The 14,982-nt window shown below is 42.7% G+C and carries 15 protein-coding genes; 5 read left to right on the top strand and 10 right to left on the bottom strand.

Annotated features, from left to right (window positions below; genetic code table 11):
- Window positions 1-3: 3 nt before the first annotated feature.
- The 3 genes from MKX38_RS03420 to MKX38_RS03410 all read left to right on the top strand — a co-directional run bounded on the left by MKX38_RS03420 (window position 4) and on the right by MKX38_RS03410 (window position 1,466).
- Window positions 4-819, top strand: a complete 816-nt coding sequence (locus MKX38_RS03420) for an alpha/beta hydrolase (RefSeq protein WP_339188606.1) — start codon at window positions 4-6, stop codon at window positions 817-819.
- A gap of 82 nt (window positions 820-901) precedes the next feature.
- A complete protein-coding gene (locus MKX38_RS03415) occupies window positions 902-1,111 on the top strand; it encodes a cold-shock protein (RefSeq protein WP_003234008.1) in 210 nt (69 codons plus the stop codon).
- A gap of 196 nt (window positions 1,112-1,307) precedes the next feature.
- On the top strand, window positions 1,308-1,466 hold the full coding sequence (locus MKX38_RS03410) for a hypothetical protein (protein WP_003234009.1): 159 nt from the start codon (window positions 1,308-1,310) through the stop codon (window positions 1,464-1,466).
- A gap of 33 nt (window positions 1,467-1,499) precedes the next feature.
- Here the strand turns inward: MKX38_RS03410 and MKX38_RS03405 are convergent, their stop codons facing one another.
- Together MKX38_RS03405 and walM are read right to left on the bottom strand one after the other, a co-directional pair.
- A complete protein-coding gene (locus tag MKX38_RS03405; protein WP_326225817.1) occupies window positions 1,500-2,546 on the bottom strand; it encodes a hypothetical protein in 1,047 nt (348 codons plus the stop codon).
- Window positions 2,547-2,611: 65 nt separating this feature from the next.
- On the bottom strand, window positions 2,612-2,983 hold the full coding sequence (walM, locus tag MKX38_RS03400) for a cell wall metabolism protein WalM (protein ID WP_003234013.1): 372 nt from the start codon (window positions 2,981-2,983) through the stop codon (window positions 2,612-2,614).
- A 436-nt stretch (window positions 2,984-3,419) separates the two neighbouring features.
- Between walM and bdhA the strand changes: the two genes are divergently transcribed.
- Window positions 3,420-4,460 carry a (R,R)-butanediol dehydrogenase gene (gene bdhA, locus MKX38_RS03395; protein ID WP_003234015.1) on the top strand — a complete coding sequence of 347 codons (1,041 nt, stop codon included), beginning with the start codon at window positions 3,420-3,422 and terminating at the stop codon, window positions 4,458-4,460.
- A 47-nt stretch (window positions 4,461-4,507) separates the two neighbouring features.
- On the opposite strand, the gene iolT is transcribed toward bdhA, so the two are convergent.
- Complete coding sequence (gene iolT / locus MKX38_RS03390) at window positions 4,508-5,929, bottom strand: myo-inositol transporter IolT (protein WP_086343527.1); 1,422 nt, start codon at window positions 5,927-5,929, stop codon at window positions 4,508-4,510.
- A 583-nt stretch (window positions 5,930-6,512) separates the two neighbouring features.
- Between iolT and MKX38_RS03385 the strand changes: the two genes are divergently transcribed.
- Window positions 6,513-7,538 carry a potassium channel family protein gene (locus tag MKX38_RS03385; protein ID WP_339188602.1) on the top strand — a complete coding sequence of 342 codons (1,026 nt, stop codon included), beginning with the start codon at window positions 6,513-6,515 and terminating at the stop codon, window positions 7,536-7,538.
- Window positions 7,539-7,584: 46 nt separating this feature from the next.
- Here the strand turns inward: MKX38_RS03385 and MKX38_RS03380 are convergent, their stop codons facing one another.
- The 7 genes from MKX38_RS03380 to gutB form a co-directional block, all read right to left on the bottom strand.
- Complete coding sequence (locus MKX38_RS03380; protein WP_003234032.1) at window positions 7,585-8,556, bottom strand: SPFH domain-containing protein; 972 nt, start codon at window positions 8,554-8,556, stop codon at window positions 7,585-7,587.
- A 30-nt stretch (window positions 8,557-8,586) separates the two neighbouring features.
- Complete coding sequence (locus MKX38_RS03375) at window positions 8,587-9,351, bottom strand: YgcG family protein (protein WP_003242723.1); 765 nt, start codon at window positions 9,349-9,351, stop codon at window positions 8,587-8,589.
- Complete coding sequence (locus MKX38_RS03370) at window positions 9,351-10,376, bottom strand: TFIIB-type zinc ribbon-containing protein (protein ID WP_009966712.1); 1,026 nt, start codon at window positions 10,374-10,376, stop codon at window positions 9,351-9,353. Before MKX38_RS03370 ends, MKX38_RS03375 begins: the two co-directional genes overlap by 1 nt.
- A gap of 65 nt (window positions 10,377-10,441) precedes the next feature.
- Entirely contained in the window at window positions 10,442-11,125 is a 684-nt protein-coding gene (locus MKX38_RS03365; RefSeq protein WP_015715426.1) for a PspA/IM30 family protein, read from the bottom strand.
- 194 nt (window positions 11,126-11,319) lie between these two features.
- Complete coding sequence (locus tag MKX38_RS03360) at window positions 11,320-12,282, bottom strand: carbohydrate kinase (protein ID WP_015252673.1); 963 nt, start codon at window positions 12,280-12,282, stop codon at window positions 11,320-11,322.
- A 94-nt stretch (window positions 12,283-12,376) separates the two neighbouring features.
- Window positions 12,377-13,768, bottom strand: a complete 1,392-nt coding sequence (locus MKX38_RS03355) for an MFS transporter (protein ID WP_033883848.1) — start codon at window positions 13,766-13,768, stop codon at window positions 12,377-12,379.
- A 73-nt stretch (window positions 13,769-13,841) separates the two neighbouring features.
- Window positions 13,842-14,903 (bottom strand): sorbitol dehydrogenase, encoded by a 1,062-nt coding sequence (gutB, locus tag MKX38_RS03350; protein WP_339188600.1) that lies wholly within the window; start codon window positions 14,901-14,903, stop codon window positions 13,842-13,844.
- Window positions 14,904-14,982: the final 79 nt, after the last annotated feature.

The following is a 14,982-nucleotide window of genomic DNA, read 5'->3' as shown; positions in this document are numbered from 1 at the left end:
AACATGCCATACATCACATTAGAAGATCAGACACGCCTTTACTATGAAACACACGGGAACGGGACGCCGATCCTGTTTATACATGGGGTGCTGATGAGCGGACAATTTTTCCACAAACAATTTTCGGCGCTTTCTGCCAATTATCAATGTATTCGTCTTGATCTTAGAGGACACGGCGAATCTGACAAAGTGCTTCACGGCCACACCATTTCCCAATATGCCCGTGACATAAGGGAATTTCTAAATGCAATGGAGCTTGACCATGTCGTTCTTGCCGGCTGGTCAATGGGCGCTTTTGTCGTATGGGATTATCTCAATCAATTTGGGAATGATAATATTCAAGCCGCTGTGATCATCGATCAATCCGCTTCCGACTATCAATGGGAGGACTGGGAACACGGTCCATTTGATTTTGACGGCTTAAAAACAGCGATGCACGCCATTCAAACTGACCCGCTGCCTTTCTACGAAAGCTTCATCCAAAATATGTTCGCAGAACCGCCTGCCGAGACCGAAACAGAATGGATGCTGGCAGAAATCCTCAAACAGCCGGCTGCCATTTCTAGCACGATTTTATTTAACCAAACCGCCGCTGATTACCGGGGCACCCTCCAAAACATCAATGTGCCGACATTGTTGTGCTTCGGGGAAGACAAGAAATTTTTCTCTACAGCAGCTGGGGAACACTTGCGCAGCAATATTCCGAACGCAACACTCGTTACCTTTTCTAAAAGCAGCCATTGCCCGTTTTTAGAAGAGCCAGATGCTTTTAACAGCACACTCCTCTCCTTTTTAGATGGGGTTATTGGAAAGTCATAAAGAAAAAGGAATTAGGAGATTAGGGAAAAGTATGAGACAATAGGAAATGTGCAGTAAAATACATGAGGGAAGAAGTGACTTTATGTCTTACTATAACAAACGAAATCAAGAACCGCTGCCAAAAGAAGATGTGAGTACTTGGGAATGCACAAAAGAAGACTGTAATGGCTGGACCCGAAAAAACTTCGCCAGCAGTGATACGCCATTGTGCCCTTTGTGCGGAAGTAAAATGGTCGACGGCATCCGTTCATTAGTGAATCTCCAAAACAACAGCCAAACGAAAACAAGCTAGTTCTTCCCTATAACAAATGCAGACTCCTGCAAGCAATAAGCAAACAAACCCCGAACGGAGACAAAATTCTATATTTCAGAATAAAAACCTCTCATTGCAAGAGGCCAAATACGAAGAAAGAAGCCCAAAACTGTAAACGTTTAGGGCTTTTTCGTCTGTTTTAATGGTGTAATATGGATATAAGAGGAGCGATAACGTGATCCCAAACCAGCAGCAAAAAGACTTGAAAAAAAGAGCTGCGTTCAAAAAGCTGGATGTTGCAATGAACTTCTATGTTGAACTTCTGTTTTTGTCGGTCCCTCTGATTCATATCTTTAAATGGCTCGGATCATTAGCCCTGCACCTCATCCATTAAAAAAACCACTCAGCCCAAGCCGAGTGGTTTTTATTAGTTAATCACAGAAAAGCTGTTGATGATGCCGTTCGGATTTTCCCATACTTTTTTGAAGGTCTTATTTTCAAGGCTATAGGAATAAATCGTCCGCACCTTAGCTTCACGCCCTGTTTCGTCCTTCAGCTTTTTAGCCCCCTTGGCTTCGGCAAGAAAATAAATGTTCTTCCCATCCTTAGAAAACTGAGGCTGTGCGTCAATTAACAGCTTAAATGATTTTTGATTTGAGATGATGCCTTCATATTTTTTCGTATCCGCATTGAGCATTTGAATAGAAGCGGTTTGCTCCGTTCCTTTTTGCGTATATGATGTGAATAAAATACGTTTATCATCATCAGAAACAGCAATATCGCTGATAAATTGGTTCAGGCTTTTCAGCTCATTAAAATTATTTTGGCGGCCTTCCGCAAAATGAATCGTTGTCGGTTCAGGGTCGATGCCCTTTTCGTTTGCTTCATCTGTTTTCTTGTAGTCTTCTTCTACAGAATAATGAAGCAATGCAAATGAATCGTTTTTTTGGTTATAAAAGAAGCTGCTGACGGTGTTATCCTGATCATTAGCGGCAGGATAAAGATTTTTGTACTTTTTCGTTTTCAGATCAAAAGCGGCGATCCGAAAATTGCTTTCGTCCGCTTTTCCTAAGCGGAAATAGATGGTTGAACGGTCCTTTGATAAAAACAAACTGTCCGCACTCTCCGCGCCTTTATAAAGCACCGTCTTTTTATTAGACTTTAGATCCAGTTTAAAAAGCCTCATTTCATTCTGTTCATTATTGCCCGTATAATAGAGCACCTGCTGTTTTTGATCCAAGGCAAATGCCGGATAGCTGGTCAGCTTCTCCTCATGGATCACCTTGTCATTTTCATAATACTTTGTCAGCAGATCCGTATCTGTAATTGAAACCAGCAGCTCATCACCGCTATCGGTATTGACTGAAACATCAGCAGCCTTCTCATGGCCTTTATCCTTTGCAACATAAAACGCAACCCCCGCGGCAGCTGCCGCTATTATCACTACTAACAATAATATGATTCTTTTTTTCATCTTTTATCTCCACCAATAGAAAAAGCAAGAATGTGACTTCTTGCTTTCCAGATTATATATGTACATTAATAGCTGTAATGCCCCGCTACTTTACCTTTGCTTAATGGGTATCCAAGCGCTTTAAACGCTTTAGGGCTAACATCCAGCACTGCATTAGGCATTCTGCCAACATCATTTTTATAAACCGTAATCACCTTTTTAGGCTTCGCTTTTGCATAAGCTCTGATTTTTGTCCCGTTTCTAGGAACATCAAATCCGATTTTGGTCGCACAATCCCAATGTCCAAGTTTCTTACCTGAAGAGCCTTTTTTCCCGACTCCATTATACCAAGTAATATTTCCGTTCACATGTTTCGCACTGGCATCTGATGAAAAACTAAAAGCTCCCAAAGTACTTCCTACTAAGATAAAAGCGGCTAAAATGACTTTCTTCAACATTTCGTCCCCCTGTTTGTTAACATCTAGGAAGATTATACACGATCAACCAGCTATTTTTTATTTCAATATCCTTACAGTAATGTTACAAAGTCAAAAAGTTGCCTCTGCTAAATTAAACCATGGAAGATTATCCTATTATAATAGCCGTATTAGCGTTATAATTATTGATAGAGTAGTTGTCGCATTCAATATGAACGAACCATTACCGTATTGTTCAAACCAAATTCATAGCTATGTAAACGATTGATACTCTCATATAAAGAAAAAAGAGTGTGCGAGACCCTTTTTTCTTCAAAGTTTCTTTTTTCAAAAAAACGTAGATTATATTATATAAAAATTTCATTTCTTTTTTGGTTTTAAAAATGGCGATTTTGTGAACAGTTCATATTGACCGGTGCGGAATTACTCACATCAAAAGTTATAGGAGTGGTAATCCATGAAGGCAGCAAGATGGCATAACCAAAAGGATATCCGTATTGAACATATCGAAGAGCCAAAAACGGAGCCGGGAAAAGTAAAGATCAAAGTCAAATGGTGCGGCATCTGCGGAAGTGATTTACACGAATATCTTGGCGGCCCGATCTTTATTCCGGTTGACAAACCGCACCCATTAACAAATGAAACGGCACCTGTCACAATGGGGCATGAATTCTCCGGTGAAGTTGTCGAAGTCGGAGAAGGCGTTGAAAATTATAAGGTTGGAGACCGCGTTGTAGTCGAGCCGATTTTTGCTACACACGGCCACCAAGGCGCCTACAACCTTGATGAACAAATGGGATTCCTCGGCTTAGCCGGCGGAGGCGGCGGTTTCTCTGAATACGTCTCTGTGGATGAAGAGCTTTTGTTCAAACTTCCTGATGAATTATCATATGAACAAGGCGCGCTCGTTGAACCTTCTGCAGTTGCTCTATACGCTGTCCGCTCAAGCAAACTCAAAGCAGGCGACAAAGCGGCTGTATTCGGCTGCGGCCCGATCGGACTTCTTGTCATTGAAGCGCTGAAGGCTGCCGGTGCAACTGATATTTACGCTGTTGAGCTTTCTCCTGAACGCCAGCAAAAAGCTGAGGAGCTTGGCGCGATCATCGTTGATCCGTCTAAAACAGACGATGTAGTCGCTGAGATTGCAGAACGTACAGGAGGCGGTGTTGACGTAGCATTCGAAGTCACTGGTGTCCCAGTGGTGTTACGACAAGCCATCCAGTCCACTACAATTGCCGGTGAAACCGTCATCGTCAGCATTTGGGAAAAAGGTGCTGAAATCCATCCGAACGATATCGTAATCAAAGAACGTACAGTAAAAGGAATTATCGGATACCGCGACATCTTCCCGGCTGTATTGTCATTAATGAAAGAAGGCTATTTCTCAGCCGACAAACTCGTAACGAAAAAAATCGTACTAGATGATTTGATCGAGGAAGGCTTCGGGGCTCTTATTAAAGAGAAAAGCCAAGTCAAAATCCTTGTCAGACCTAACTAATTTGAAACCAAAAAGAATCCGCACTCAGGTGCGGATTCTTTTTTTAATTATCCAATCACTTCAGTCCCAGAATCCTTCTTTGCCCCGCCGTGATCATAAGCCCGGAAGTTTTCCTCCAGCTGCTCAAGCGAAAGCCCTTTCGTTTCCGGCAAAAACCTCTTCACAAACAAGACAGAGCAAATTCCTAATCCAACGAAGATAAAGAACGTTGTGGACAGCCCGATGGCTGCCAGCAATATTGGAAACGTGAAACTGACTGCAAAATTCACCATCCACAGACAGAATACCGTAACACCCATTCCCAGTCCGCGAAGGCGAAGCGGGAAAATTTCAGATAGCATCAGCCAAGTCACTGGTGAAATGGCGCCCTGCTGAAAAGCAAGAAATGTGACCGTTAATGACAGGACTACATACGGAAGTGCCGGTGATCCTTCAAGTACAAGTGAGAATATCCCGATTAGCAATAACGCTGTTGTCGTACCGATCAAGCCTGTCATCAGCATCGGCCGGCGCCCCACTCTTCCCAGCAGCCAGATTCCGACGAATGTTGCCAATACCGAAATCACACCATTCGCAATATTTCCGATTAAAGCGGCTTCCGTTTGGAAACCAGAATTTCTTAGAATTTCAGTCCCATAATACATAATCGAATTCACACCTGTAATTTGCTGTACAATCGCAATCCCTAATCCAATAAACACAATACGCCGCACCCATGGGACTGAAAGATCTTTAAACGTCGCTTTTTCAAGCTGATCTTCTTTTTTGAAAGCGAATTCAATTTCTTGCAGCTCAGCTGCTGCCCGTTTTTCATCCCTGATTTTTTTCAATACACGTAAAGCATCTTCTTTTCTTCCTTTAGAAACAAGCCAGCGGGGACTCTCGGGCATTCTGATCATGCCGAAAAACAGGAACAAGGCTGGAAGTGACGCAATGACCAGCATAAACCTCCACACATGGGAGTTGTCTCCCATTGTTGTTCCAAGGATCGCATTAAAAACAAAGGCCAAAAGCTGTCCTGATACAATCATCAATTCGTTCTGCGTCACCATCCGTCCCCTGCTTTCCACAGGAGACATCTCTGCTAAATAGGCAGGCACCGTTACGGATGCACCCCCAACCGCAATACCGAGCACAAAACGGGAAATAATCATGACCGTAACATTTGGTGCAAACGTACACCCAATCGTTGAAATAAAAAATATAACAGCGAGGAACAAAATATTTTTGCGGCGGCCGTTAAAATCAGACATCCTGCCGCCAAACACAGCACCCAGTGCCGCTCCAAAAAGAAGTGAACTGGTGACAAGACCCTCTGTGAAGGCATTGAGATTAAGCTGATCCGGCTCTCCCATATACGGCAAAGCTCCATTGAGCACACCGGTATCATAGCCAAAAAGAAGCCCGCCGAAAGTGGAGACTAAAATAATTGTACGTAAAAATGACATTTGATTGCCTTGTTTATTCATACTGTTTCCCCCAGTCTTTTTCAAAATGCGTATGTCAAAAACTCATTCCAGGGCTGCTGCCTTCCTCACATTTCGTAAGCAGGCTTCAGAAAATAGTTGTTCATGTTTTTATCCAATAACCTCATAACCTTCCCTTCTTCTTAGCATGTCAGTCCCAATGGAAGCGATTTCATTTCTCGCTAAAAGAGCAATGGTCATTTCTTTGTGCATAGCCTTGTAAATTTGGCATTTAATAGTCACTTGATAGTTCAATTGTAGTGATATGATAGTTATATTTTTGTTACATCTGATATTATCATAATTATAAAAACGCTTTCAGTCAATATAAATTTCTGAAAATTTTTTACTCTATAAAAGGAAAATCACCAATTCAAGGGGAAAATGAACGTTTTTCTTCATGAAAATGTGTGAATCAAGTCAAAAATCCTGTGATTTTTTGTTCATATCGATAAATGAGTAAGTGTTGGTTAACTTCTCCTATTTTTCTCTGTAAAATCAAACATTCGCTCAATTGTTTCAGACTCAGGATAAAAGGAAATAGAGAAGAAAATAAAAGAAGGCTGACTTAAGGGAGGCAACCAAAATGAATGAGGGTTATATCATTGCAGGCCTTTTATTATTGACAGCGGGGATGATTGATTTTTTATGGACCACGTTATGGTTAGAGAGCGGTGCAGGCCCGATCACAAGATGCCTGTCTGCCTGGCTTTGGAAGGGCTGCCGCAGAATCAGCGGTGACCACGCAAAGGTTCTAAGTATGGCTGGTCCTCTGCTGTTATGCCTGACATTAGTGATATGGATCAGTCTGTTTTGGGGCGGATGGGTGTTGATTTTCTCGAGCGATCCTCACTCACTTATGGAAGTTCAATCGAAAGAACCGGCTTCCTGGCCAGACCGAATTTATTTTGCCGGCTATGTCATGTTTACATTAGGAAATGGCGACCTCGCTCCGAACGGAGGCCTATGGAAGCTTGTCACGATTATTGAAACAGCTCAAGGACTGCTTACCATCACGTTTTCTGTCACGTATTTGATTTCCGTCTTGAGTGCGGTTAATCAAAAACGCTCCTTTGCCCAAAGTGTATTAAGTCTAGGGCATGACGGAACAGAAATCGTCCATAATGCATGGAATGGCAAAGATTTTCACGACATTGATTTTCTTCTTGTCGCTGCCTCATCAGAACTGGGAAAGCTGACCGCTCAGCATAACGCCTTCCCCATCCTTCATTTTTACCACAGCACGCAGCATCAGGAATCATCCATTATAGCTGTTGCTGTATTGGATGAAGCTCTAACCATTTTCAAATACGGAATTCCTGAACAATATCAGCCGAATCAGCTTCATATCAAAGAAGCGCGCTCAAGTATCAAAAACTATCTGGATACCGTTCATACTGCCTATATCCATCCTGCAGAACAAGCGCCGCCGGAACCAGACATCTCAAAGCTTCAACAATCAGGCATACCGGCTTTATCAAAGCAAACATTTCAAATTGCCGTCAATTCAATAAAGGAACGCCGTCAATTGCTGCTGGGAATTATCCAAGCGGGTGCTCGAAAATGGCCTGTTCAGGAGCAAGCAATAGGTAACGCTTATTCTCCTAAATAAAAAAGTCCCGAGCGCTCATCACTCTGGACTTTTCACTGTATGATTCTTATACAAGCTTCTGGCCGCAATTCGGACAAAAATTGGCTTCGCCCGTTTTTGTTCCGCAGTTTGGACAGAAATTCGGTTTGCTTCCGCTGCCAGTTGACTGTGGGCCTGATGACTGTGCCTGCTGATTTTGATTCATTTGGTTCATCATCTGATTGGCCATATTCATTCCCATCATCATTCCAGCCATATCCGAAGCCGCTCCGCCTCCGCTCATCTTTCCGGATGCCATTCCATCCGTCATTGATATTTGCTGGTATCTGTTCACATCCCCAACCATACCGTAGGAAGCGTTCTTTGTAATCATATCTTGAACCTCTTGAGGATAATTAAAGCTCATGATTTGAAAACCAGTGACCGTCATCCCGTCGCTTATTAATTGCATATCTAAGTCCTCTTGAATTCCCTTGGCAATATCAAAAGCGTTTGCTTGAAGATTAAACATATCTTTCCCTTCTCTTGTGATCCACTTCATGAGAAGCTGATCCAGAATAGAAATGATACGGGTTTTAATATCCTCTACAAAATATTGATCTTTCACGCCAGCGATTTTATCAATCAGGCTGATATAGTCCTGCACCTTGAAATTAAATGTGCCGTTTGCGCGAATGGGCATCCCGCCTGGCATTCCCGCTGCCGGAATATTTATCGCCTGTTTTGTTCCCCATCTTACGGTAAATTCCTTCGTATTGACAAACAGCACCTCAGCTCGCATGCCGCTGTTAAAGCCAAACTTAAAGCCCTTTAACGTTGAAAGGAATGGAATAATTTCTGATTCAATATCATAATCGCCATCATCTTGAAAGACTCCTTCAACCCGCCCATTGTTCAAAAAGACAGCATCCTGTCCGGGACGAATGATTAAACGGCTCCCTTTTTTGATTTCACGATTGTTCCATTTATAAAAAATCATATCATCTCTAAATTCTTCCCACTCTACTACATTCGCTAATTGATTTCTGAAAAACGACATTACGCCTCTCCCTTTCTCTATTTCTTACATTTAAAAACTGCCCCGGCTCCCACTGTATGACGTGCCGCCTTTCGTAACACCGCCATCGCTGCCGCTGTCTTTATCTGATGGTTTTCTTTCTCTTGTTACAGTCGTTCTAATATAAGTGTCGTATTGATCAATCACATCAGACGTACGCTGATCCATATATGTACTTCCATTAACCGTTACTTTGCCGCCTGCATGATAAAGCATGATTGAAACCGCAATTCCCCCGACTGCGATGGCAGCAATCAGCTGAAACCACCATGTAAAGAATATGTTGTCAGGGTTTACTCCCGGTTTTATGCCCATATCTTTATAGGAAAGCTGAATATATGTCTCAAAAGCTTCAAAATAATTTTCATTGGATAAATCAGATGAAATCGTATTTCTGATGCTATTGAGCCTGCTGTTGTCCAAATACTGTTCGGCTTTTTTAAAGCCTGCGATAAACACTTCTCTGTTTGTCATATCAATCGTCAGAATGGCTGTACTGCCTTTTCCGTAACGATCATAAAAATCGCCGGTATAGTCTGCAATATCTTCACCGTTTGTGCTTTTGGTCGTAATAATGATGAAATCAGTGTCCCTCTTTGCACCCAGCTTTGCCGAGAGAGATTCAAGTTTTCCGATCTCCGCTTTTGACAATAGATGAGCGCGATCGTACACATGCTGCTGCAATTCAGAGGCTCTTACCGCTTCGATACCCAGTAAAGGCATCATGATGAAAACAGCCAGCACAACAAAGATCGCTTTCCCAAAAAATCCACGCATCAAAATCCGCCTCCCATCATCAATGAGACGAGCTTCAACGCAAGAAATGTCCCGCCTGCTATTCCGCTAAACCATGCAGCCACTTTTCCTCGACTGATCGGCGGCTTTCCAACGACCTTTCCTGTTTGCCCGTTCATCGCAAAGATATGCTCCGCTCTTTCATAATCGTAACTGACCATCCAAACAGGAAGCAAAACGTAAAAGCTGTTCACGTTTTTCGTGTGAATATGTTTGTCCCTCACATTGACTGACGTATATCCGGAAAAAGTAGAATGGATGTATGAATCTATATAACTGCTGATTTTCTCTTTTGCCCTCGGAAAAAGCTCCTCATCGGTATAATTGTACTTTTCCGCAATATAACCGGCCAAATATGCCGTTTGAAAGTCCTTCAGCTCTTCGTATGAATAAGGCTCCAATTTGTCCATTAATTCGTCTTTCATTTTTTCAGAGGCATCGACAGGGATTTTCAAATAATCGAGATTGATATCACGAAACGCTTCAAAGTGCTCTGTTTCCGTGCAAATATAATCCCCTTCTTCATATTGATGGACTCTGGTACAGTTTGCTCTCACCTGTACTTCACTATTTAAATCAAACATCCAAAATGGAATATACATGCCGGTGATGCTTTTGATACGATCAGCAGACATGAAACCTCTTGGTGTCAGAAGGCCTTTTTTGCACCACTTTCGAAATGCCTGCTCCGCTTCTTGCTTGCTGATTGTAAATGGAATGACCTTCGCCGGCGCCAAATGTCCTGATAAACGATCGGCAAGTATTGCAGCACCTCCGCAGAAGCTGCACGTCGTTGCTGTCGTTTCAGCTTCCGTGATCAAAACGGCACCGCAGTTTTTACATTGATATTCTTTTGCTTCATCATCAGAAAACCGTGCCGCAATGTTTTCTTTCGGAAGGCTTTCAATATTGTCCTGTCTTCCGCAGCTGCTGCAGGATAACGAGCCGGTTTCACTGTCAAATGCCATATCACTGCCGCAGTTCGGACACTTATAAGATATTATCATTACCGTTCCCTCTCACATTTTATGATAAAATGACGCCGCAGCCGAAAGCTGCGGCCTCCTATGTATTACTTATCGAGCATCATTTTCGCTTTTAACGCCGCAAGTTCATCATCAACCTGGCTTGAACCGCCAGTGTCATACTTTGCAGTCAGATCAGCCATATCATCCTGCGGAGCGCTGTTCAGTTCAGCCATTGCATTGGCCTGATCAAGTGCCTTATTTACTTTGTCCTCCATTCGGCCGAATGCAGACATTGATTGGCTTGTACTTGAAACAGAAGCGCCTAGTTTGTTCATTCTTTCTTGCGTTTTCGCTACTGCCCACTTCGCCTTGATCATATTTTTGCGTGCTTCCAGCTCTCCAATGTCAGATACCAATTTGTCATGCATCTTTCGCATCTGTGCGGCATTGGTTGCAGCAATTTGATTCGCCGCCTGCAGCTCAGAAAGCTTTGATTCCAAAGATGTTTTTCTTTCAAGGAACTTTCTCGCATCGCCCTCATTCCCGGCTTGCAGCGCCTTCATTGCATAGCTTTCCATCTTTTCCATATCCGCCTGGCATTCGTGATATTCTCTTTTTGCTCTCTGCTCCTCGGCCATAACAGCTGCTGTTTCTGCCTTAACCTTAGCCAAATCGCTATTCATGTTTCTTAAATATTGATCTGCCATTTTCTCCGGATTTTCAGCCTTGTCCAATAAAGCATTGATATTCGCAGACATAATATCTTTAAATCTTCCAATTATACTCATCATATCGTTCCTCCTAAAGCTATTCGGTAACCCTTGTTACATATACTATTTATTATCGTTAAAAGTTTCACTTTTTTAATAAAAAATGACATTTCAAACGAAAAATATACAACTTTTTACCTGAACAAAAATGTAAGTAATAAAAAAAGATGCCCCCAAAAGTCCAAAGACTTTCAAGAGACATCTTCAATGATTTACAAAGAAACTTCAATCTCATCCATGCTTGGCAGTGCATCAATCGCTCCAATTTTAGTGCAGACAAGAGCTCCGACCTTATTGGCAAACGCCACAATCTTACGCAGTTTCACAAAATCAGCATCTACAGATTGAATCTGATCCGTATTTGCCAATTGATATAAAGCCGCACCGACAAAAGCATCTCCCGCCCCTGTTGAGTCAATTGATGTCACCGGAATGCTTGGAATGATTTCACGGTCTTTTCCATTGGAAAGAAGCGTTCCGCTTTTCCCAAGTGTCACAGCGACAATGTTGGCTCCGATCTCATGAAGGATCGCAACACCCTTTTCATGATCCTTCACACCGCTGATAATCTCAAGCTCCTCGTCACTGACTTTCACAAAATCACTTACAGCGATCGCTTTTTTCGCAACACTTACAAACTCTGAGACTCTTCCCCTCCATAAATCTTCACGGTAGTTAGGGTCAAACGAAATAAACTGTCCATTGTCTTTCGCAATCGACATCAACCGTAAATAGGCTGAGCAAAACGGATCCGATAACAGTGCCGTCGCAGAGCCGAAATGAAGGATTTTCGCTTCGTTTAGTTTTTCCTGGTCAATGTCCTCCAGCGTAAACAAAGCGTCCGCGCCTCTATTAAAAACAAAGTCACGCTCTCCATTTTGTTTTAATGAAACAAAAGCAAGCGTTGTAGGCGCTTTCTCATCCATCACCAGCATAGAGGTATCGACATGTACAGCGTCCAATGTTTGCTTCAGAAAATACCCAAACGGATCCTTTCCTACTTTTCCGCTGAAAGCGGCGTCTCCGCCCAGCTTAGCAATTGCTGCCGACACATTCGCCGGTGCCCCGCCGGCACTTTTCAGGAATTGGCGCCCTACCATTAAATCAACGTCAACATCGGTACAAAAGAAATCAATCAACAATTCCCCAATACAAACTACAGAATGACTACGCATATTATCACACTCATTTATAAAGTCTAGATTACAGTCTCAGTATATTACTTTCTGCCATAAATACAACATTGAATATTAAAAATTTTACATCTATTTATCTCGCAGACCTTTGCTCCAGCTCAGAGATGATGTGTTTATATCTTTTTTCCGTTAAAGGATAGAAGGCAATAAGAATAATAGAAAGCAAAATGAAAAATCCCGGAATCAAAGCATTCATATTTTTAATCGCATTCAATGACGCAACTGTCTGGTCTGTATTCGCCACATATCCGGCGATTCCTAAGTAAATGGCCGAAAATGACCCGGCTAACGCAACACCCAACTTATTAATAAAGCTCATGCTCGAAATCACAACACCATCCGCGCGAACTCCGGTTTTCCATTCTGCATAATCGACGCAATCCGCAACCATTCCCCAAGCAAGCGTATTTAAAGGCGTTGTGAAAAATCCTGAAGCGAAAAGCCAAATGAAAATGAGTGGAATTGAAGAATACGGCGTAAAATGCAGGCCGGCATAAGAAATAAGCGATAGAGCTGCCGTGATGATCATGACTTGTTTTCTGCCCCACTTCTCAGAAAAGAAAGGAATAAACAAATTGCTGATCAGCGCTGCCCCGAAAAATAAAACGGTGCCCATAAACACGAACTCTTTATGGTTTACGTTATACGTAAAATAATACACCATCGTGCTGAGCTTAATATTAAACCCGATCGCAAAAGCCAAAAATGATGAAATTAACATGAGCAAGGGTTTGTTTTGGAATAAAACGGATAATGTCTTTTTGATCCCTTGTTTTTTTCTCTTTTTAGGCTGAATTCGCTCCCGTACAGTAAAGAAACTAAATAGATTCAAAACGATGCTGACAGCCGCATAGATGAGCGCAGTCATTTGAAATCCAAACGCCTGATCCTCTCCTCCGATAGCAGTTGCAAGCGGTGTCGCACAGGAAATGGATAAAAGAATGCCGATATACACCAAAATCATCCGGGTTGTGGTCAGAACCGTCCGTTCCTCCACCGAATTCGTCATCCGCCCCGTTAAGCTGTTCACCGGGATCGTTTGCATACTAAAGGACATCCCAAGCAGAATATAAGTGACATACGCATATACCATATTTCCGGTCTCACCGAAATGAGGCGTCGTGAAACATAAGAATGTGAATAGCGCAAAAGGAAATGCCACCCACAGCAAATATGGCCTTGCTTTTCCCCACCTTGTATTCGTTTTATCTAAAATCAATCCCATGATCGGGTCAAAAATAGCATCCAGCACACGCACAACAAGAAACAAAGTTGCAATCACCGCAGGCTGAATGCCGCCGACGTCTGTATAATAAAATAATAAGTATGCGTTTACAAACTGAAAGATAATATTATACGACATATCGCCGAATCCATAGCCGATTCGTTCAAACCAAGACAGTCCGGTACTGGATTTTGACTGATGCTTCACTTTCATTGCCGTTACTTTTTCTGTTTCAATCATGATTTCCCACCCCAAGAATCCGTTTTCATTTCCAGTAAATAAGAGGGAGAATACGAAGATCCTCCCTGTTCACTCAGCGATTTGGATACACCATCACTTTTAAACATTCATTCTTAAATTGAAGCGCTCGCTCCATCGCATCTTGCGTCTGCTCCAGCGAATATTGGTCCGTTACTAGATGCTTCGTGTCCACAATGCCTGAAGCAAGAAATTCGATTCCCTTTGGATACGTATTGGCATAACGGAAGATCCCGTAAATATCAATCTCATTATCCGCAATAAACGGCACGTTGAGCGGAATCTCGTTCTGTGAAGGCAAACCGACAATCGCCAATTTTCCGCCCCGGCGCACAGAAGCCAGTGCGGATTGCAATGCCGCTGGATTCCCTGCTGTTTCCCAAGCAACATCAACGCCTCTATCATTCGTGATCGTTTTAATCTCTTCAAGTGCATCCTGTTCACGTATATTAATAATATGAGTCGCTCCCATTTTTTTCGCAGCTTCTAACCGCAGCGGCTCTAAGTCGGTGACAATGATTGTGCCTGCCCCAAATGCTTTAGCTGCGGCAACAGCCATTAACCCAACAGGGCCCATCCCCATAATCGCAATCGTTGATCCGGGCTGTAGCTTCGTTCTGGCCGCCGCATGGATGCCGACAGAAAACGGCTCGATCAAAGCAGCATCTTCATAAGAAAGTGAGTCTGGGATTAAAAAAACAAAGTCCTGACGCATTTTAATATATTGGACAAACGCACCGTCTACCGGCGGTGTAGCCAAAAACTTTACATCCGGGCAAAGATTATAGCGTCCTTCTTTGCACGCCTCACAGCGTCCGCACGTAACACCAGGTTCTACAGCGACGCGGTCTCCCACCTTGAATTGATCGACAGATGATCCGACAGCGGCAATTTCTCCTGCACATTCATGCCCAAGGATAAATGGTTTTTCCACTACATAGTTGCCGATTCGGCCATTTGTATAGTAATGCAGATCTGATCCGCAAATTCCGACAGCCATCACCTTAATCAACACTTCATCATGATTGATGTCAGGCACAGGTACTGTTTCGATTTTGATCTCTCTTGTGTTGTGCATAACAGCCGCTTTCATGTTTTGAGGTACTGTGTGAGTCATTTGGCAAATTCCTTTCTTCAGAAAATAAAATGTAAGTGCATACATTTTTGTTTTCTCTGTTACTGCCCCCATTTTATCT

This window comes from Bacillus sp. FSL M8-0025 (genome assembly GCF_037975475.1).
GTDB lineage: Bacteria > Bacillota > Bacilli > Bacillales > Bacillaceae > Bacillus > Bacillus subtilis.
The sequence above is the reverse complement of the archived record's forward strand: the minus strand, read 5'-3'. Positions and strand labels throughout refer to the sequence as shown.

Bases quoted from the DNA above. Each gene is read 5' to 3' on its own strand.
- MKX38_RS03385 (WP_339188602.1), top strand. From the start codon at position 6,513: ATGAATGAGGGTTATATCATTGCAGGCCTTTTATTATTGACAGCGGGG.
- MKX38_RS03360 (WP_015252673.1), bottom strand. From the start codon at position 12,282: ATGCGTAGTCATTCTGTAGTTTGTATTGGGGAATTGTTGATTGATTTC.
- MKX38_RS03380 (WP_003234032.1), bottom strand. From the start codon at position 8,556: ATGTCGTTTTTCAGAAATCAATTAGCGAATGTAGTAGAGTGGGAAGAA.
- gutB (WP_339188600.1), bottom strand. From the start codon at position 14,903: ATGACTCACACAGTACCTCAAAACATGAAAGCGGCTGTTATGCACAAC.
- MKX38_RS03370 (WP_009966712.1), bottom strand. From the start codon at position 10,376: ATGATAATATCTTATAAGTGTCCGAACTGCGGCAGTGATATGGCATTT.
- MKX38_RS03355 (WP_033883848.1), bottom strand. From the start codon at position 13,768: ATGATTGAAACAGAAAAAGTAACGGCAATGAAAGTGAAGCATCAGTCA.
- bdhA (WP_003234015.1), top strand. From the start codon at position 3,420: ATGAAGGCAGCAAGATGGCATAACCAAAAGGATATCCGTATTGAACAT.
- MKX38_RS03365 (WP_015715426.1), bottom strand. From the start codon at position 11,125: ATGAGTATAATTGGAAGATTTAAAGATATTATGTCTGCGAATATCAAT.
- MKX38_RS03420 (WP_339188606.1), top strand. From the start codon at position 4: ATGCCATACATCACATTAGAAGATCAGACACGCCTTTACTATGAAACA.
- iolT (WP_086343527.1), bottom strand. From the start codon at position 5,929: ATGAATAAACAAGGCAATCAAATGTCATTTTTACGTACAATTATTTTA.
- MKX38_RS03405 (WP_326225817.1), bottom strand. From the start codon at position 2,546: ATGAAAAAAAGAATCATATTATTGTTAGTAGTGATAATAGCGGCAGCT.
- walM (WP_003234013.1), bottom strand. From the start codon at position 2,983: ATGTTGAAGAAAGTCATTTTAGCCGCTTTTATCTTAGTAGGAAGTACT.
- MKX38_RS03415 (WP_003234008.1), top strand. From the start codon at position 902: ATGTCTTACTATAACAAACGAAATCAAGAACCGCTGCCAAAAGAAGAT.
- MKX38_RS03375 (WP_003242723.1), bottom strand. From the start codon at position 9,351: ATGCGTGGATTTTTTGGGAAAGCGATCTTTGTTGTGCTGGCTGTTTTC.